Raw genomic sequence first — 19,090 nt, 5'->3', positions numbered from 1 at the left:
CGATGCACGTTGCCACGTCCCGCCTGGCCGTGCCGTTCCACGGCGACGGCGCCGGCACCGCGCCGCTCACCTGGGGCCAGTGGGAGATCTGGCAGACGATGCGGCGCACCGGCCGGACCCTGAACATCGGCGGCACCGTGGCCCTCGGCCCGGACGCGTCCGTCGCCGAGCTCGCCGGCACGCTCGGCCGGCTGGTGAGCCGGCACCAGGCGCTGCGCACCCGCTTCAGCCTCGCCGGGGAACCACCGCGACAGATCCTGTCCGCGTCCGGCGCCGTCGACCTCGACGTCATCGCGTCCACATCGGACGGTGCCGCGGCGGCGGCCGAGGCGCTGCGCAGCCGATACGAGTTCACCCCGTTCGACCTGGCCACCGAGTTTCCGGTCCGGTGGGGCGTGGTCACCGTCGACGGCACGCCGAGCCACCTCGTCGTGCAGTACTCCCACCTCGCCGTCGACGGCTTCGGCATCGAGGCCCTCGTGCGGGATCTCCCGCACCTCGCCGACGACGCACCGGCCGGCGGTGTCCGTCCCCTGGACCTCGCCCACCGCCAGGCGCTGCCCGCCGAGCGCCGGCACAGCGCGAAGTCGCTGCGGCACTGGGAGGCGGCGCTGCGGGACCTGCCGGCGGCCCGGTTCGGCACCTCCGACGACCCGCGCACCCCGCGCTTCTGGGAGGTCGTCTGCCACTCGCCGGCGCTGCACCTGGCCCTGCAGGTCGTCGCCGCGCGGGCCGGCGTGGAGACCGGGCACGTGCTGCTGGCCGCCTACGGGGTCGCCCTGTCCCGGGTCACCGGACGCACCCCGAGCGTCGCGCAGGTCCTGGTGAGCAACCGGTTCCGCCCCGGCTTCGCCGACGCGGTGTGCCACCTGACCCAGCCCGGCATCTGCGTCATCGACGTCTCCATCGGCGACGTCTCCATCGGCGCCGGCGACGGCGGCGGTGGAGACGGCGGCGGCTACCTGGACGCCGTCGCGAAACGGGTGTGGCGGGCCGCGACGAGTGCCTACCTGCACGGCTACTACGACCCCGCCGACCACCGGGCGATGCTGGACCGCCTCGCCGCCGACCGCGGCGAGCCGATCGACATCTCGTGCTTCGTCAACGACCGGCGCGGCCCGGCGGCGGCACTGCCCGCGGTGCCGCCCACCGCCGACCAGGTCCGCGCCGCGCTGCCGGGCACCACGCTGCGCTGGGACCGGACCCTGCCGACCTACGACGGCACCTTCTACCTGCAGGTCGACGCCGCCGACGCGGCCGTCGACCTGGCCATCTGGGCGGACACGCACCGGCTGTCCCCGGCGCAGGTCGAGGCGTGCGCCCGCGGCATCGAGTCCGCCGCCGTCGACGCCGCGCTCAACCCGCCCGGGTGAAGTCCATGACCCAGTTCGTCTCCCACGTCCGCCCGCCGTCGGCGGAGAACTCCTGCTCCCACCGGGCCGACTCCGGCGTGATCGCCGACCAGATGTAGTTGCAGCGGATCGGCGTGCCGTCGTGCACGTCGTCGCCGCTGAACACGCCGCGCCCGTCATCGCCGAACCGGCCCACCATCGGCGGCAGTACCAGCCCGGTGCGGGTGGTGGCCCAGTACAGCGACCACAGCTCCGTCGCAGGGTCGTACAGCCGCAGCGTCATGCCGCTGGTGCCCTGGTCGGGGAACTCGATCTCGTCGACGTTGGCAGCCCCACCCATGACGTTCCAGCAGCGGACGTTGCCGGGAAACTCGTACCAGTCGTCACTTCCGGCGAGGATCTTGCGCAGCCGCCGTTGCGTCGAGGTCCACGTGCCGACGAAAAAGTCGAAGTTGTTCATGGCGGCGACGCTATCCAGGGTCCCCTGACACCTGCTGTCAGTGGAAAATGATCAGGTGCGCGCCGGTCGACTGGTCTCCCTGATCCTGCTGCTGCAGGCGCGCGGCCGGATGACCGCCGACGCCCTGGCCGCGGAGCTCGAGGTGTCGGTGCGCACGGTGTACCGCGACATCGAGGCCCTGCACGGCGCCGGCGTCCCGCTGCACGGGGAGCCCGGCCACGACGGCGGCTACCGGCTGCTGCCCGGCTACCGCACCCAGCTGACCGGCCTCACCGGCGACGAGGCCGCCGCGCTCGCCCTGAGCATGCTCCCAGCCGCCGCCGCAGATCTCGGCCTCGGCCCGGCCGCCGCCGGCGCGGCGACGAAGCTGCGCGCCGCCCTCACCGACGACCTGAGGGCCCGCGCCGACCACGTCCAGCACCGGCTGCACATCGACCTGCCCAACTGGTACGACGAACAGCACGACCACCCGCTGCTCGCCCCGGTCGCCGACGCCCTGTGGCGGCAGCGGCGGCTGCGGGTCGGGTACCGCCGCTGGGAGGCACCCCAGGAGGTCACCCGCGTCCTGGAACCGTTCGGCCTGGTGCTCAAGGGCGGCCGCTGGTATGTGGTGGCCCGCGTCGACGGGCAGATGCGCACCTACAAGGTCGCGAACCTGCTCAGCGCCGTCGCGACCGGGGAGCGGTTCGAGCGGCCGGACGGGTTCGACCTCGCCGCGCACTGGCGGCGCTATCTCGATGACTTCGCCGAGCGGCGGCACACCGGCACCGCCACGGTCCGGCTGTCCGCGGAGGGCCTGCGACGGCTGCCGGACCTGTGCGCGCCGGCGGTCACGCGGGCGGCGCTCAGCTCGGCCGGCCCGCCGGACGCCGGCGGCCGGGTCGAGCTGACGCTGCCGATCGAGTCGGTCGACCACGCGCACGGCGAGCTGCTCCGCTTCGGCACCGACCTGGAGGTCCTCGCCCCGCCGGAGCTGCGGGCCCGGCTGGCGGCGACCGCCGCCGGGCTCGCCGCCCGCTACGGCAGCCGGATCGACTGCGGGGTCGAGAACACGTCGTCCGGGTCGTAGCGCAGCTTCACCTGCTGCAGGCGGGGGTAGTTCGCGCCGTAGTAGGCGCCCGCCCAGTCGGTCAGGTCGCGGCTGGCGTAGTTCTGGTACACCTCGCCGGTCAGGTGCGGGGCGAGCTGCTCGACGAAGTCGTCGATCCACGTCACGTTGGCGTCGGTCTCCTCGTCGCCCTGCCACTGCGCGATGACCGAGATGTAGTGCACCGGCGCCCGGTGCACGAACGCGGTCGCGTCGGGAGCGACCCGGCCGATCGCGCCGCCGCCGAGCAGGTCGAACCGGACCATGGAGTAGCCCGACGGCAGCCGCCGGAAGTTGTCCAGGATCGTGGCGAACGCGGGCTCGTCGAACCCGGCCGGGCCGAAGTAGCCGCCGAGCCACTTCGACTGCAGCCCGTACATGATCTCCTCGCCCATGCCCTGCATGAGGTCGAAGTACGACGTCTCCCCGATCGAGCTGAACAGCGGCTCCCCGAGCGCCTCGATCGGTGTGAGCGCCTCCGCCGCCTCGCCGGGCGGGCCGACGTACAGGCCGTACATGACGACGACCGGCTCGCCGTCCGGATACGGCTCGGTGGTCAGCAGCAGGCAGAACGCGAGCCGTTCGTCGGTGCGCCCCTCGTACAGGTCGCGGTAGGCGGCGAAGACCTCCTCGGCCTTCGACAGCGGCCACGCCACGACCCCGCCGACGACGGTCTTCGGCAGCGGGTTCAGCCGGTACGTCAGCGACGTCACCACCCCGAACCCGGCCCCACCGGCGCCGCGCAGCGCCCAGAACAGGTCCGGGTGCTCGTCCGCCGTGACCCGTAGCACGGTCCCGGTCGCGTCGACGACCTCCGCGGCGACGATGTGATCGCAGCCCAGCCCGAACGTGCGGCCGAGCGGGCCGTAGCCGCCGCCGAGGCTGTAGCCGGCGTTGCTCACCGTCGGGCACTCACCGCCGGGACCGGCGAGACCGTACTCCAGGCCGTCGTCGCCGGTGAACGAGTGCTCCACGTAGGTGACCTTGTCGATGTCGCGCCACCCGACGCCGGGCCCGACCGTCACCGTGCGCGCCCCGGCGTCCAGGCTGACCGATCGCAGGCCGCCGACGTCGACGACGACGCCACCCTCGACCAGCGACAGCCCGGCCGCGTGGTGCCCGCCACCGCGGACGGCCAGGGGCAGCCCCGCCTCCCGGGCGAACCCGATCGCGGCGGCGACGTCGGCGGCGTCCGCGCACTGCGCGATCAGCGCCGGCCGGGTCCGCACCCGGGTGTTGAACAGCACCCGAGCCGCCTCGTAACCGGGGTCGTAGGGGGTCACCAGGGTGCCGTGGAACGTGTCGCGAAGTTCTGCAAGATCGAGCCGCACCCGCAGATACTGTCATCGACCCGATGCGTCGGCAAGCAGCTCCAGGACCGCCGCCCCGGACCGCTCCCGGGTGCCGGTCCACATAGGACGCCCGGAGGCCCGGGCGTTACGGTGGCAACCGGCCACCTGGCAGTTCAGCCGGGCTCGGAGCACAGGCAGAACGGCTTGCCCACCGGGTCCAGGAAGACGCGGAAGGTCGTGCCGGTGCTCGGGACCCTGGTGGCGCCCAGCGCCAGGGTCGCCGCCTCGGCCGCGTCGAGGTCGTCGACCAGGACGTCGAGGTGGAGCTGCTGCGGGTGGGCCGGGTCGGGCCAGCGGGGCGGGTGGTAGTCGTCGACCTGCTGGAACATCATCGGCTGCGCACCCACCTCCCCGATCATGGTGAACCCGTCGTCGTCGTTGTGGGTCAGCGGCTTGCCCAGCAGGGCGGTGTAGAAGAAGCTCAGCGTCAGTGCGTCCGGGCAGTCCAGAACCGGGGCGAGCAGCTCGAACCCGGCGCCCCCAGGCTGCCAGGCCAGGTCGAAGGGGTGCCCGGCCGGGTCGGCGACGGTGAGCCAGCGCTCGTTGCGGCGCAGCAGGGTGCCGCCCAGGGCCAGGACCCGCTCCAGGGCCGGCTCCAGGTCGGGGACCCGGAGGTCCAGGTGCGCCTGCTGCGGGTGCTCCTGGCCGGGCCAGTGCGGCGGGCGGTGGTCGGGGGACAGCTGGAAGCCGACCTTCCAACCGTCGTTGGCGCGCAATGTGACCCAGTCGTCGTCGGCGTAGGTCTGCTCCCAGCCGGTCAGCTCGCCGTAGAACGCGGCCAGGCCCTGGTAGTCGGCGGCGTCGAGGACGACCACGTCCAGCTTCCCGATCATGTACCTGAGCATATGACGCCTCAGGACAGCCGGCGGCGGGACCTTCGCCCCGCCGGCGCGGCGTTGTGCCGGTCGCGTCTCAGGACAGCCAGCGGCGGACCTTCGCGCGGCCGGCGCGGCGCCGGGCCCGTGGCAGCGCCGCCAGGGCGGCCCGCCCGTGCTCGGCCTGGCGGGCGTGCAGCAGCCCGTAGGTGAACGCGTTCTCCCCCTCGGCGAACGCCCGCAGCCCGTAGGTCCGCAGCAGTTCGGCGGTGACGATCGCGTCCTGGTGCGAGCCCAGCACGTCCTGCAGGTCGGTGAACCGGTCGGCGAGCTTCGCCGCGGGCGTCCCGGCGATCGGGGTGGCCAGCTCGGCGGCGTACCGCGCGCGCTTGTAGGCCTTGCGCGCCTCGTGCAACCGCTCGTCGGTCTGCGCGCCTGCGCCCGCCGCGGCGGCGAGGCGCCGGTCGGCGCGGCGGACCGCCCGGCGGGCGAGGTGGCGCACCTCGCGCTTGCCGACCCGGCCGGCCCCGCCGACCGCCGCGACCAGCGCGTCGAGGTCGTTGAGCAGGGTGATGTACCGCTGGCCGTCCAGCTCCGCGATGAGTCGCCGCCGGGCGTCCTCGGTGCTCGCGGCGAGCCGCTGCGCGATGCGGGCCGGCACCGGGCCGATCACGAGCTCCACCGGCTCGGCGGCGAGCAGGTCCGCGAGGCGCTGGGCCATGACGTCGCCGTCGCGCACCTCGCCGAGCAGCCCGGTGAGCCACTTGACCTCGTCGTGCAGCCGGTCCAGGTCGCCCTCGGACACGTCCAGCAGCGGCGCGAACGTGCGCAGGGTGGAGCGCAGCCGCCGGGTCGCGACCCGCATCCTGTGCACCGCCTCGGCGTCGCCCGCGCGCACCTCGGGGTCGTGGCCGACGACGGCGTCGCGAGCTGCCGCCACGTAGTCGGCGAGGGCGCGCCGGCCCGCGGAGCGCGGCGCGGCGGCGGTGGCCGGGCGCGGGTGGTCGGGGCCGAGCGCCAGGGACAGCTTCGACGGCGACGCCGACGGCCGGGCGCCCGCGGCGCGTAGTGCCTTGTCGATGCGGGTGAGATCGGCGGGGGAGCCGTCGACCAGCTCGACCTCCAGCTCCCGCCAGTGCTGCACGACACCGGCGCCGATCAGCGACTCGGTGTCGACGGTATCGTCGGCGACGAGCGCGATCGTCGCGCCGGCGGCGTTCTGCAGGCCCCGCTCGATGCGGTGGGTGCGCACGCGCGCGATCGGCTGCAGCGGCTCGCCGCGGGTGAGCGCCCGCACCTGCGTGGTGATCTCGGGTGGCGCGGTGCGCTGCCTGGCCTTCGCGGGCACCTGCAACTCGCTGCGCTCCCCGCCGGACGGCCGTTTGAGGTGCCAGCCCGCGTCGTTTCCGCCAGTGCGACGGCGCAACGTCACCCTGCCGGAGGTGAGGCGCAGTCCCACTGTGTCGTAGTAGGTCGCGTCCAGACGTTGGTCATCAGGAGCTGTAACCCTGGCCACACCAGCGATTCCGATCATCGAGGGCATCGCGAAGTCCTCGGGCAGCTCGTACTTCCGTTCTACCTCAAGCTTTTCGGCCATATCGACAGCCTACCGAGCGAACACCTCGTCGCGAAAAGGTAAACAGGAGACCAAGAAAAGGTGACCGAGACCCTGTCGATTTCCGTCAACTGCCGCTACGGTGTTGACAGCGCAAGGATTTGAGGCCGATCGAGGCCCCGGACGGCGCATGTTCACTGGGGAGAGGAGAGCGTCATGGCGAAGAAGTCGAAGAAGGACAAGAAGGGCAAGAAGGGCAAGAAGAAGTAGTTCCGCCCGCCCTGTGCCGCCCCCGCTCCGTCATCGGTGCGGGGGCGTCAGTGCGTTCGGGCCCGGTCGGCCCGGTCCGGACCGCGGTCACCCGCTCGGATGAGCGTACTGTTTCCAGGGTGTTTCGTTCGGAAATGCGCGTGATCAGCGAGACGTAACCTTGGTCGGGTGAGCTGGCTGATGCGTGTCCTGACGTCGTCCGTGATCGGGCAGCGGGTCCGCTTCGCCGTGCGCATGCTTCGGGACTGGCGGCTCACCATCGCCTGGGGCAAGTCGCTGCTGCGCAGCGGCATCACCTCCGTCGTGGTCCTCGCGGCCACGTTCTGGCTCCTGCCCGGCGTCACCGCGACCGGGGGACCGGCCGCACTGGTGGAGCTGGCCGTCCTGCTCGCGCTCATCGGCACCCTCATGCGGCTCGTCCTGTTCGGCGTCGCCGTCGTCGTCGGCGGGCTCGGGGTCCTGCTCGTCGGGGTCCTGCTGCAGACCGGCGTCATGTTCACCGCCCTGCGGGTCGCCGAGGGTGTCTCGGTCGGCAGCGTGCTGGACGCCTGGGTGGCCAGCTGGACCGCGGCCGTCCTCACCGCGCTGGTCAACTGGCTCGCCGACGCCGGCAGCGACGATGTGTTCCTCGGCCAGACGCTGCGGCAGATGGTGCGGCGCAACCACGACCGGCCCGCCACCGATCCCGGCGTGCTGTTCGTGCAGCTCGACGGGCTGTCCGCGCCGCTGCTGTCGTGGGCGGTCAAGGCCGGCAACCTGCCCAACCTCGGCAAGTGGCTGCGCACCGGCACGCACTCGCTGGTGCCGTGGCACACCGGCCTGCCCGCGACGACCCCGGCGAGCCAGGCCGGGATCCTGCACGGCAGCGAGTCCGAGGTGCCGGCGTTCCGCTGGTACGAGAAAGCCACCGGCAGGCTCGTCGTCACCAACCGCCCCAGGGATGCCGCCGAGGTCGAGGCCCGGATCTCCACGGGGCGCGGGCTGCTCGCCGACGGCGGCGCCAGCATCAGCAACGTCTTCTCCGGCGACGCCCCCACCAGCCTGCTCACCTTCAGCAATGCCGGCCTGCCGGGCCGCACCGCCCGCGGCTACCTGGCGTTCGTCGCCAGCCCCTACGGCTTCGCGCGGGCCATCGTGCTGTCGGTCGGCGAGATGCTCAAGGAGATCCAGCAGGCGCGCCGGCAGCGGTTTCGCAACGTGTACCCGCGGGTGCCCCGCACCGGCGCGTACGTGGCCCTGCGAGCCGTCACCAACGTGCTCCTGCGCGACCTCAACGTCTCGCTCATCGCGGAGCAGATGACCCGCGGCGCGCCGGCCATCTTCTGCGACTTCGTCGACTACGACGAGGTCGCCCACCACGCCGGTCCGCTGCGCCCGGAGGCCATGCAGACCCTCGAAGGCCTCGACCGGGTCCTCGGCGCCCTGCACCGCCTCGCGCAGGTCGCCCACCGCCGCTACGAGATCGTCGTGCTGTCCGACCACGGCCAGAGCCAGGGCGCCACGTTCTCCCAGCGCTACGGCCAGACCCTCGAGGAGGTCGTCGCCTCGATGGCCGGGCAGGTCGCCGCCGCGATCCCGGACCCGAACGACGACGAGCGCGCCCGCGCCCACAACCTGCTGCTGGCCGTGGCGGGCCGCCCGGACCGCTCGACCCCGCCCGCCCCGCCCGCACCCGTGGTCACCGTCGCCTCGGGCAACCTCGCGATGCTGTACCTCACCGAACACCCCGGCCGCGCCACCGTCGAAGAGATCGGCGCCGCCCGGCCCTCCCTCATCCAGGGTCTCGCCGAACACCCGGGAATCGGCCTCGTCGTCGGCCTGTCCGCCGTCGACGGCCCCGTCGTGTTCGGCCCGGCCGGCCGGCACCGCCTGCGCGACGGCCACGTCGACGGCGAAGACCCCCTGCTGCCCTACGGCCCGCACGCCGTCCGCGACCTGCTCGCCCACCAGGCGATGGCAAACGTCGGCGACCTGGTCCTGGTCAGCCGCGTCGACCAGGGCACCGAGGAGGTCGCCGCGTTCGAGGAACTGGTCGGCTCGCACGGCGGCATCGGCGGCTGGCAGACCGAGGCGATCCTGGTGTACCCGGCGGCCTGGTCCTGCCTGAACCGCGCGCCGGTCGGCCCCGCCGCGGTGCACCGGCAGCTGGTCCAGTGGCTGGACGACCTCGGCCTCCGCGCCGACGACACGGACACCACCGACCCGGACGCCGCGCGAGCGCTGCCCGAGCCCCGCGGGGCGTTGCAGTCCGCTGAGGCCGCTTCTTCTCCCAAGAGCCTGTGACGGCTCCCCAAGCGCCGGTGACGGCTGCCGGTCGAGGTTCCTGGTGAGGGCAATCCGCGTGGCGCCAAGCTGGTGTCGTCCTTGGGGTTCGGCGGTTCCGCGCAGCTGCTCCCCGAGCCCCGCGCAGCTGCTCCCCGAGCCCGCGCAGCTGCTCCCCGAGCCCGCGCAGCTGCTCCCCGAGCCCGCGCAGTTGCTCCCCGAGCCCCACGGGCCTGACCTCCCGCTGCAACCTGCGGGCCGCCAGCACAGGCCGGGCCCCGCTCAGGACCGTGGCAACCTGCCGGCCACCGGCACAGGCCCGGACCCGCTCAGGACCGCGGCAACCCGCCGGCCGTCAGCACTGACCAGGCCCCGCTCAGGACACCAGGCCCCGCTCAGGACACCAGGCCCCGCTCAGGAACAGCTCACGTCACGGCCCGGACGGATCGCGCCGGGCGGTGCTGAGTGGCCGTCTTTCATCACGCTACCCCCACCGTCCTAATCGATCTCCAGTCTCGTCGCTGTCCGTAGTTTACCCTGCTGGACGTGACTGCCTGTCGGTCTCTGCTGGTGCTGGAACCGCTGCGCGGCGTTCGCGGCGGTGGCGGAGCCAGCTTGCCAGTTGCGTGGCGCCCAGGGCGATGACGAGCGCCGCCACCACGCCCTGCCACGGCTGTGGGAAGACCGACCGGCCGAGCAGGCCGATCGCCGCGTACGTCGAGGACCACAGCAGGCACGCGGCCACGTTCGCCGCCGCGAACCGGCGCCACGACAGGCCGACGATCGCGGCGGTCAGCAGCACCGGGATTCGGCCGCCGGGGACCAGGCGGGACACGAGCAGCGCGCTCACCGGGTTCGCCGTCAGCCGTCGCTTCACCGCCTCGGCGAGTTCGAGCCGGACCGGCTGGCGCAGGATGCGCAGGCGGCGGGTGAGGGCCTCGCCACCGGCCCGGCAGATGGCGTAGGTGGCGGCGTCGCCGCAGTACGCCCCGACGGCGCCGGCCAGCACGACGGCGAGCAGGGCGAACGGGCTGCGGTGTGCGGCTACGACCGCGGTCGCGCTGACCGCGGCGCCGGTCGGCAGGATCGGCACGGTGGAGCCGACGGCGACGACCGCGAAGAGGCCGCCGAGCGCCGCGAGCAGGCCGGCGAAGGTCGTCACGCAGCCACCGTGAGCGACTCGCCGGGTGCGAGGACCCGCACGTCGGTCTTCGGGGCGGCGGCGGCGCTCAGCTCCGCGAACTCGTCGCCGGGGCGGTGGAAGCGGTCCGGCCGGACCCGTTTGCAGCCGACGGGCCACAGGGTGCCCCAGTGGATCGGGACGGCCTGGGCGGGGTTGATGATGCGCATCGCCTCGGCGGCGCCGGCCGGGTCGAGGTGTCCGGCGCCGAGGGTCCAGCCCCAGCCCCACACCGGGACCAGCGCCAGGTCCAGCGGGCCGAGGGTGCTCATCTCGTCGAAGAGCCCGGTGTCGCCGCCGAACCACGCGGAGCGGCTGCCCTCGATCACGTAGCCGAGTGCCTCGGCGCGGATGCGGGATTTCGGGGTGCGTTCGCCGGAGTGGTTTGCGGGCACCGCGCGGACGCGGAGTTCACCGACGTCGACGGACTCGCCGGCGGAGACCTCGACGATGTCCCGGCCCGGCCCGAGCCGGGAGGGGCCCGGGCCGAGCCGGGAGCGCAGGAACGCGCCGGCGCCGCGCGGCACCACCAGCCGGGTCGAGGGTGGCAGGGACCGCAGCGACGGCAGGTCGCAGTGGTCGCCGTGCAGGTGGGAGATGACGACCGCGTCCGGCGCCGCGGCCAGGGCCGGGCGGGGGCCGCGGCGGCGGTGCAGGTGCGCCAGCCGGTTGCGCAGCACCGGGTCGGTGAGGATCGTGGTGCCGCGGTCGGCGACCGCCACCGTGGCGTGGCCCCACCAGGTGATGTTCATGCACCCATACTGCCCGACCGGCTGTCACGCTCCGCTGCTTGTGGGCCACTGCACGACATGTTTAGATCAATCAACTTTTGCGTGGAAGGAATCCCCAACGATGTCCACCGATGCAGCGGGCTTAGCCTGGGACTGGGAAGACCCGCAGGGGATCGAGGCGGTGGTCGATTCGTTCACCGCTGACCTCGGCAAGTGCGAGAAGCTCGAGCTCCTGGTCAGCACGGATCTCATCACCCGTGAGCAGCTCGAACAGCTGGGCATCACCGGCATCGAGTTCGCGGCGTTCAAGACCGACCACCCGCAGGCGCTCGGCACCGACCTGGTGTCCGTCAGCAGCCCGGAGCTCACCACTGAGCGGGGCAACATCTACCGGGTCGACGGGTCGGCGTTCTTCGCCGAAATGGACATCTCGCAGCCGCTGCCGGTCGTCGACGACGCCGTGGACTGGGTCTACGCGGAGCATCTCATCGAGCACGTGTCGATGAAGATCGGCATCGGGTGGCTGAAGGAGGTCAAGCGGGTGCTCAAGCCGGGCGGGTTCGTCCGGATCACCACGCCCGACCTGAAGATCTACGCGCAGAGCTATGTGAACGGCGACGGCTTCTTCGGCAAGCACCGCCGCCGGGTCGACCGTGCGTTGACGGGGGTGGCACCGAAGATGCCGCCGCGCGGCGCGTTCATGTTCAACCAGCTGTTCTACGTGTACGGGCACCGCTGGATCTACGACCTCGAAGAGTTGCGGCACGTCCTGACCGCGGCCGGGTTCGACCCGGAGGGGATCACGGTGCGCGCGTACCGCGACGGCGCCCGGCAGGACGTGGCCGACCTCGACCAGGTCCTGCGCAACGACGAGAGCATCTACATCGAGGCAACGGCCTGATCTGACACCGCAGCGGCGGCGGAGACCGTGAAGGTCTCCATCGCCGGAAGCAGCCGGCGTACCTCCGCCAGCGGCATGTGGTGCGCGTCGAAGTCGACGGTGATCTGGGCGGTGCCGACGGCGTCGTCGATGTTCACCATCAGCTTCTCGTTGAAGAAGACCACCGGCGTCTCGGAGACCATCCCGGTCAGCGGCATCGCTGAGCGGATCTCGTCCATGCTCGGCATCGTCTCCAGGGGGTCCTGGGTCTGGATCACGCCGACCCGCCGGTCGTTGTAGAACACGGAGAGGTCGAACGGCTCGTCGTGCTCGCGGCCGATCCGGTCGATCAGGGCGAGCCGGGCTTCCGGCTCGTAGTAGGCGTGCTTGGACGCGTTCATCGACGCCCGGCGGGCCCGGCCGATGGCCTCCTGGGCGGTGACACCGTCACCGCTCACGTCGAAGACGACGATGCCGTTCTGCGCCATGGGGCTGACGATGTCGGCGAGGCCGGGCCGGAACCGGTTGCCGACGATGACCTGCGTGGCGAACGGTGCCGTCTGGCCGGTCACGGTGTTGAACGCGGCACCGTACGCAGCGAGCAGCACCGGCGCGGTGTCGATGCCGAGCGCGGCCGCGACCCGCTCCGCGGCCAGCATGAGCGCCGTGGAACGCCACGTCACCCGCCACCACCGGGGGCCGTCCTGGTCGGCGACGGCGCCCGGCGGGAACGGGTCATGCGAAGCGCGAGGCGGGAACGGGTCATGCGAAGCGCGAGGCGGGAACGGGTCATGCGAAGCGCGAGACGGGAACGGGTCACGCGAAGCGCGAGACGGGAAGCGGCGCGGCCGGATCGAGCGCAGTTGCGCCTCCCAGTAGCGCATCGCGGTGTCGGTCTGCCGCTGGGTGGTGCGCTGCGCGGCGACGAGTTCGAGCGGCTGCATCGCCGTGTACGGCCGGAGCGGCGTGTCCCGTTCGCCCAGCTCGCGGATCATCGTGCCGAGGCCGCTGCCGTCGGTGGCGACGTGGCAGATGACCACGACGACGTGGGTGATCGTGCCGTCCTGCCGGACGACGGCCTCGCGGATCGGCCATTCGGTGGTGTAGTCGAACTTGCGGGCCTTCCACGCCACGTGGAGGGCGTCGGCGACGGCGGCCGGGTCCTCCCCGGGGCCGGCGTCGTGGACCTCCAGGACCGTCTCGCCGCGGGCGACGATCTCCTGCCGCACCAGGTGGCACACGTCGAGCGAGGTGGCGTGCCACGGCTCGTCGAACACCAGGCGGGAGCGCAGCGCCGCGTAGCGGCTCATCAGGAACCTCAGCTCGTCGACGAAGTCCGCCACGGTGCGGCCGTCGGTGACGGGCACGACCCCGCCCATGCTCATGGAGGTGTCGATCTCGACCATCGCCCGCCAGACCTGCTGCTGGCCCCAGGTGAGGCCGCCGACTCCGGCGCCGTCGCCTTCGAACGGGACGACGATCCGCTGCACGATCCGCTCCACCATGACCGACCTCCACACGCCGCGCGCCAGGACGCGTGGATCGTCGCACAGGGATCGACGGCGATCATATCGACGAACGGCGGCCTATGAGTGCCGGTGCGGACAGTGCCGCGACGTCGTGTGGCGCCAAAGGTCGTGCGTACAGGTAGCCCTGCCCGAAGCGGTATCCGAGGCTGCGCAGCATCCGCGCCTGTGCCTCGGTCTCGATGCCCTCGGCGACCGCGGACAGCTCCAGGGCCTGCGCCATGCGGATGACGGCGGTGGCGACGGCCTCCTGCCGGGCGACGGTGGTGATCCCGTCGACGAACGTGCGGTCCAGCTTCAGCGACGTCACCGGGCACGTGAGCAGCAGCCCCAGCGACGACGCGGCGGTGCCGAAGTCGTCCAGGGCGAGCTTGACCCGCAGCCCGCGCAGCGCGTGGAGGGCCGCGATCGCCTCGGCCCGGTCCAGGACGGCGGTCTCGGTCACCTCCAGGGTGAGCCGCCCGGCGTCGAGGCCGGCGTCGTCGAGGGCGGCGACGACGTCGGCGACGAACTGCGGGTCGGTCAGCTGCCGGCCGGCGACGTTGACGCTGACGGACTGCGGCGCTTCGTCGCCGAGGTCGCGCAGCCACCGCGCCTGCTGCCGGCACGCCTCCCGCAGCACCCAGCGGCCGAGCGCCACGATCAGGCCGGTCTGCTCCGCGGCGGGGATGAAGTCGCACGGCGGCACGACCCCGCGCTCCGGGTGCCGCCACCGCACGAGGGCCTCGGTGGCGGTGGTCCGCCCGTCGTCGAGGCGCACGATCGGCTGGTACAGCAGGAACAGCTGACCCAGTTCGATCGCGTCGCGCAGCTGGGCGCCGAGCTCGGCGTGCGCGACGATCCGGGTGGTCATGCCCGGCACGTAGACGAAATGGCCGCCCTTGCCGTGTTCCTTCGCGGCGTACATGGCGAGGTCGGCGTTGCGCAGCAGGGTGTCGAGGCGGTCGCCGGGGGCGGAGGCGGCGACGCCGACGGAGGCGTGCACGAGCAGGTCGTGGCCCGCGGTGTGGATGGGGGTGCCGAGGGTGTCGCGGATGCGCCCGGCCACGTCGACGGCGTGCGCACCGTCGACGTCGTGCAGCAGCATCGCGAACTCGTCGCCGCCGAGCCTGGCGACCACGTCGTCGTGGCGCACCGCCCGCCGCAGCCGCTCGGCGACGGTGACCAGGACCTCGTCGCCGACGGCGTGGCCGAGCGTGTCGTTGATGAGTTTGAAGTCGTCGAGGTCGATGAGCAGCACCGCGACCGGCCGGGTGGCGGTGCTGAGGGCCGCGTCGAGCAGCTCGGTGAAGTGCGCCCGGTTCACCAGCGTGGTGAGCGCGTCGTGGCTGGCCTGGTAGCGCAGCCGCTGCTCGTGCCGGCGGACCGAGGTGAGCAGCTGCGCGTTGTCGCGCAGCGCGACCAGCTGGCGCAGCCCGACGACGGCGCTGACCGCGATCGCGCCGGTGGCGACGGGGCCGACGCCGGCGTGGTCACCATAGGCGACGGCGGCGAGCAGCAGTGACGTGGCGGCGACGGCGAAGTACGGCAGCTTGCTGTAGGTGCGGGTGCGCGCGGCGGCGACCGGCTCCGAAACCGGCCGGGTCTGCGCGTGCGCGGCCCACGCCACCAGCAGCGCCTCGAACAGGGTGATCATCGGCTGGATGCCCACCAGGCGTGGCGAGGCGATCAGCGGCGACACGGCCGAGCCGAGCCCGCCGGCGAGGATCGCCGAGGCGAGCAGCCGCATCGAGCGGGGGCTGACCGGGCCGCTGCCGAGCAGGACGACCTTCATCACCGCCACCAGCGCGACCAGGCAGGTCGTGGCCAGCATCAGCAGGCCCAGCGCGAGCCGCACGTCGGTGTGCCGCTCGACCATCGGCCGGAGCGCCAGGTGCCACAGGAACAGGGCGGTGGTGATGAGCACGGTCAGCCCGTCCAGCCCGAGCCGGACCCACTCTCCCCGGGACTGGGCCCGCACGGGCAGCCGCAGCAGCGCGTACATCGCCAGCCCGATGCCCAGCACGAGCGCCGGCGCCGACAGCTGGATGATCCGCAGGGCGTTCGGCATGTCCGGGTTGAGCCTCGCCTGGCCCATGATCGTCGCGCCGACCCCGGTCAGCAGGATGCACACGGTCAGCTGCCGCCAGAACCGGGGCCCGCCCGGGGCCAGTCCCGGCGTGCGGGCCGCGACCAGCGCGGTCAGCCCGGCCAGCCCCATCGCCGCCGGCACCAGCAGCAACGCCAGCACCTTCGGCACCGGCAGCCCCGCCGCGTACGCGGTCGTCCAGGCGGCCTCGGCGAGCAGGCACCCGGCGACCGCACCGACGAGCCGCCGCGACGACGGCAGGCGCAACGCAGCCGGCACCCGTACCTCCTCCTGTGATCTTCCGGTAGCTCATCGGCAACGCCCGCCCGGAGGTGAGCGGAGGTGCCGGGTAGCATTGCCGGACATGTACCGCCCCGTGCCCGCCCAGGTGGACCTGGCCGCCCTCGACCATGACGTGCTGCGCTTCTGGGAGAGCGGCGACGTCTTCACCCGCAGCCTCGAGCAGTCCCGTGGCCGGCCGGAGTGGGTCTTCTACGAGGGGCCGCCGACCGCCAACGGCATGCCCGGCGCGCACCACATCGAGGCGCGGGTGTTCAAGGACGTGTTCCCGCGGTACCGGACGATGAAGGGCTTCCACGTCGAGCGCAAGGCCGGCTGGGACTGCCACGGCCTGCCGGTGGAGCTGGCGGTGGAGAAGGAGCTCGGCTTCGCCGGTAAACAGGACATCGAGGACTACGGCATCGCCGCGTTCAACGCGAAGTGCCGCGAGTCGGTGACCCGGCACACCGACGCGTTCGCCGAGCTCACCCACCGCATGGGCTACTGGGTCGACATGGACGACGCGTACCGCACGATGGACGCGCCCTACATCGAGTCCGTCTGGTGGTCGCTCAAGCAGATCTTCGACAAGGGCCTGCTGGTCGAGGACTTCCGGGTCGCGCCGTGGTGCCCGCGGGACCAGACCGCGCTGTCCGACCACGAGCTCGCCCAGGGCTACGAGACCGACGTGGACCCGTCGGTGTTCGTCCGGTTCCCGCTCACCTCCGGCCCCCTGGCCGGCCGGGTCGCGCTGCTGGTGTGGACGACCACGCCGTGGACCCTGGTGTCCAACACGGCGGTCGCCGTGAACCCCGACGTCACCTACGTGGTCGCCACCGACGGCACCGAGCAGCTGCTGCTCGCCGAGCCGCTGGTCGCGTCGGTGCTGGGGGAGGGGTGGACGCTCACCGGCGAGTCGTTCACCGGCAAGGAGCTGGAGCGCTGGACGTACCGGCCGCCGTTCGACCTGGTCGACGTCCCCGACGCGCACATCGTCATCCTCGCCTCCTACGTCACCACCGACAGCGGCACCGGCCTGGTCCACCAGTCGCCGGCGTTCGGCGCCGACGACCTCGCCAGCTGCCGGGCCTACGGCCTGCCGATGATCAACCCGGTGCGCCGCGACGGCACCTTCGAGGCGGAGATCGCGCTGGTCGGCGGGCTGTTCTTCCGCACCGCGAACACGCCGCTCGTCGATGACCTCCGGGAGCGTGGCCTGCTGTTCCGGCACGTGCCCTACGAGCACAGCTACCCGCACTGCTGGCGCTGCCACACCGCGCTGATCTACTACGCGCAGCCGTCGTGGTACGTGCGGACCACCGCGATCCGGGACGACCTGCTGCGCGAGAACGAGCGCACCAACTGGCAGCCGGAGAGCGTCAAGCACGGCCGCTACGGTGACTGGCTGGTCAACAACGTCGACTGGGCGCTGTCCCGGCAACGCTACTGGGGCACCCCGCTGCCGATCTGGCGCTGCCCCGAAGGGCACCTCACCTGCGTCGGCTCCCTCGCCGAGCTCGGTGAGCGGGCCGGACGGGACCTGGCGGACCTCGACCCGCACCGGCCGTTCATCGACGAGATCACCTTCGCCTGCCACTGCGGCGCGACCGCGACCCGCGTCCCGGACGTCATCGACGCCTGGTACGACTCGGGGGCGATGCCGTTCGCGCAGTTCGGGTACCCCTACCGCAACGCCGACCTGTTCGAGAAGCGCTTCCCGGCGCAGTTCATCTCCGAGGCGATCGACCAGACCCGCGGCTGGTTCTACACGCTGATGGCCGTCAGCACCCTCGTCTTCGGCCGCAACTCGTACGAGAACGTGGTCTGCCTCGGCCACATCCTCGCCGAGGACGGCCGCAAGATGTCCAAGCACCTCGGCAACATCCTCGAACCGATCCCGCTGCTCGACCTGCACGGCGCCGACGCCGTCCGGTGGTTCATGGCCGCCGTCGGCTCGCCCTGGTCGGCGCGCCGGGTCGGGCACACCACGCTGCAGGAGGTCGTCCGCAAGACCCTCCTGACCTACTGGAACACGGTCGCGTTCCAGGCCCTGTACGGCCGCACCGCCGGCTGGACCCCGTCCCCGTCGGACCCGTCGCCGGCCGACCGGCCCGTCATGGACCGCTGGGTGCTGTCGGAGCTGCACACGCTGGTCGGCAAGGTCGACGCCGCGATGGACGCGTTCGACACCCACGAGACCGGCAAGCTCCTCGCCGCGTTCGTCGACGACCTGTCCAACTGGTACGTGCGCCGCAGCCGCCGCCGCTTCTGGCGCGGCGACCCGGCCGCCCTCGCCACCCTGCACGAGGTCGTGTCGACGGTGACGCTGCTGCTCGCCCCGATCGTCCCGTTCATCACCGAACGGGTCTGGCAGGACGTCGTCGTGCCCGTTTCGCCGGGCGCGCCGGCGTCGGTGCACCTGGCGACCTACCCGGCCGTCGACGCCGCGCTGGTCGACCCGGCCCTGTCGGCGCAGATGGCCGTCGCCCGCCGCCTCGTGGAGCTCGGCCGGGCCGCCCGCGCCGACTCCGGCATCCGCGTGCGGCAGCCGCTGTCGCGGGCCCTCGCGTCGGCGAACGGCTTCGACAAGCTCTCCGCGGAACTCCTCGCCGAGATCGCGTCGGAGCTCAACGTCGGCTCGGTCGTCCCCGTCGACGCCGCCGGGTCGTCGCTGGTCGACGCGACCGCCAAGGCCAACTTCCGGGCGCTCGGCAAGCGGTTCGGCAAGGGCGTCCAGGACGTCGCGAAGGTCATCGCCGCCGCGGATGCCCTGGTACTGCGGGACGCGTTGCGTGACACCGGCACGGCGACGGTCCTCGTGGCCGGCGAGCCGGTCGAGCTGACCCCGGACGAGGTCTTCATCACCGAGACCCCGCGGGAGGGCTGGACGGTCGCCGCCGACTCGGGCGCGACCCTCGCCCTGGACCTGCGGCTCACCCCGGAGCTGGAGCGGGCCGGCCTGGCCCGTGACGCCGTCCGGCAGATCCAGGAGGCGCGCAAGTCCAGTGGCCTGGACGTCGTGGACCGCATCGAGCTGCGGTACACCACCACCCGCGACGACACCGCGCTCGCCCTGACGGAGCACCGGGACCTGGTCACCGACGACGTCCTCGCCACCGCCTACGCCGAGGGCGAGCCGACCTGGCCGGACGCCACCGCGTTCACCGACGAGTCGCTCGGCCTCACCTTCTGGCTCCGCAAGGCCTGACCCGTCCCGCCGCGCCGCTGTCCTGATCGATCAGGACAGCGGCGCCCGCTTTCAGCTCGACACCC

Annotated in this window: 13 protein-coding genes; 5 read left to right on the top strand and 8 right to left on the bottom strand. The window is 72.7% G+C overall.

Features of this window, described 5'->3' with window-relative positions:
- Nucleotides 1-2: 2 nt before the first annotated feature.
- On the top strand, nucleotides 3-1,373 hold the full coding sequence (locus Dsi01nite_RS02535) for a condensation domain-containing protein (RefSeq protein ID WP_203844344.1): 1,371 nt from the start codon (nucleotides 3-5) through the stop codon (nucleotides 1,371-1,373).
- Here Dsi01nite_RS02535 and Dsi01nite_RS02530 read toward each other — a convergent pair.
- A complete protein-coding gene (locus tag Dsi01nite_RS02530; protein WP_203844343.1) occupies nucleotides 1,357-1,812 on the bottom strand; it encodes a hypothetical protein in 456 nt (151 codons plus the stop codon). The genes Dsi01nite_RS02535 and Dsi01nite_RS02530 overlap by 17 nt on opposite strands.
- A gap of 55 nt (nucleotides 1,813-1,867) precedes the next feature.
- On the opposite strand from Dsi01nite_RS02530, the gene Dsi01nite_RS02525 reads away from it, so the two are divergent.
- Nucleotides 1,868-2,881, top strand: a complete 1,014-nt coding sequence (locus Dsi01nite_RS02525; RefSeq protein WP_203844342.1) for a helix-turn-helix transcriptional regulator — start codon at nucleotides 1,868-1,870, stop codon at nucleotides 2,879-2,881.
- Here the strand turns inward: Dsi01nite_RS02525 and Dsi01nite_RS02520 are convergent.
- The 3 genes from Dsi01nite_RS02520 to Dsi01nite_RS02510 all read right to left on the bottom strand — a co-directional run bounded on the left by Dsi01nite_RS02520 (nucleotide 2,830) and on the right by Dsi01nite_RS02510 (nucleotide 6,663).
- The gene (locus Dsi01nite_RS02520; protein WP_203844341.1) at nucleotides 2,830-4,230 is read right to left on the bottom strand and encodes an FAD-binding oxidoreductase; all 1,401 of its coding nucleotides are present in this window, start codon (nucleotides 4,228-4,230) and stop codon (nucleotides 2,830-2,832) included. The two genes, Dsi01nite_RS02525 and Dsi01nite_RS02520, sit on opposite strands and share 52 nt — an antisense overlap.
- 134 nt (nucleotides 4,231-4,364) lie before the next feature.
- Entirely contained in the window at nucleotides 4,365-5,084 is a 720-nt protein-coding gene (locus Dsi01nite_RS02515; protein WP_203844340.1) for a VOC family protein, read from the bottom strand.
- A 79-nt stretch (nucleotides 5,085-5,163) separates the two neighbouring features.
- Entirely contained in the window at nucleotides 5,164-6,663 is a 1,500-nt protein-coding gene (locus Dsi01nite_RS02510; RefSeq protein WP_203844339.1) for a CYTH and CHAD domain-containing protein, read from the bottom strand.
- Between the two features lie 396 nt (nucleotides 6,664-7,059).
- Here Dsi01nite_RS02510 and Dsi01nite_RS02505 point away from each other — a divergent pair, with 396 nt between their 5' ends.
- Nucleotides 7,060-9,174 (top strand): alkaline phosphatase family protein, encoded by a 2,115-nt coding sequence (locus Dsi01nite_RS02505; protein ID WP_239135629.1) that lies wholly within the window; start codon nucleotides 7,060-7,062, stop codon nucleotides 9,172-9,174.
- 511 nt (nucleotides 9,175-9,685) lie between these two features.
- Here the strand turns inward: Dsi01nite_RS02505 and Dsi01nite_RS02500 are convergent.
- Both Dsi01nite_RS02500 and Dsi01nite_RS02495 read right to left on the bottom strand, forming a co-directional pair.
- Nucleotides 9,686-10,315 carry a DedA family protein gene (locus Dsi01nite_RS02500; RefSeq protein WP_239135628.1) on the bottom strand — a complete coding sequence of 210 codons (630 nt, stop codon included), beginning with the start codon at nucleotides 10,313-10,315 and terminating at the stop codon, nucleotides 9,686-9,688.
- Complete coding sequence (locus Dsi01nite_RS02495) at nucleotides 10,312-11,085, bottom strand: MBL fold metallo-hydrolase (protein ID WP_203844338.1); 774 nt, start codon at nucleotides 11,083-11,085, stop codon at nucleotides 10,312-10,314. The genes Dsi01nite_RS02500 and Dsi01nite_RS02495 overlap by 4 nt, the downstream gene beginning before the upstream one ends.
- A gap of 100 nt (nucleotides 11,086-11,185) precedes the next feature.
- Here Dsi01nite_RS02495 and Dsi01nite_RS02490 point away from each other — a divergent pair, with 100 nt between their 5' ends.
- Nucleotides 11,186-11,965: a class I SAM-dependent methyltransferase gene (locus Dsi01nite_RS02490; protein ID WP_203844337.1), complete on the top strand. Its 780-nt coding sequence runs from the start codon at nucleotides 11,186-11,188 to the stop codon at nucleotides 11,963-11,965.
- Here Dsi01nite_RS02490 and Dsi01nite_RS02485 read toward each other — a convergent pair.
- Nucleotides 11,944-13,449: a condensation domain-containing protein gene (locus tag Dsi01nite_RS02485; RefSeq protein WP_203844336.1), complete on the bottom strand. Its 1,506-nt coding sequence runs from the start codon at nucleotides 13,447-13,449 to the stop codon at nucleotides 11,944-11,946. The two genes, Dsi01nite_RS02490 and Dsi01nite_RS02485, sit on opposite strands and share 22 nt — an antisense overlap.
- A gap of 61 nt (nucleotides 13,450-13,510) precedes the next feature.
- Nucleotides 13,511-15,817 carry a putative bifunctional diguanylate cyclase/phosphodiesterase gene (locus Dsi01nite_RS02480; protein ID WP_203844335.1) on the bottom strand — a complete coding sequence of 769 codons (2,307 nt, stop codon included), beginning with the start codon at nucleotides 15,815-15,817 and terminating at the stop codon, nucleotides 13,511-13,513.
- An 85-nt stretch (nucleotides 15,818-15,902) separates the two neighbouring features.
- Here Dsi01nite_RS02480 and ileS point away from each other — a divergent pair, with 85 nt between their 5' ends.
- A complete protein-coding gene (ileS, locus tag Dsi01nite_RS02475; RefSeq protein ID WP_203844334.1) occupies nucleotides 15,903-19,025 on the top strand; it encodes an isoleucine--tRNA ligase in 3,123 nt (1,040 codons plus the stop codon).
- Nucleotides 19,026-19,090: the final 65 nt, after the last annotated feature.

The sequence above is a fragment of the Dactylosporangium siamense genome (assembly GCF_016862795.1).
Taxonomy (GTDB): Bacteria; Actinomycetota; Actinomycetes; order Mycobacteriales; family Micromonosporaceae; genus Dactylosporangium; species Dactylosporangium siamense.
Note: the sequence above shows the minus strand (reverse complement) of the source record. Positions and strands in the feature narration are given on the sequence as shown.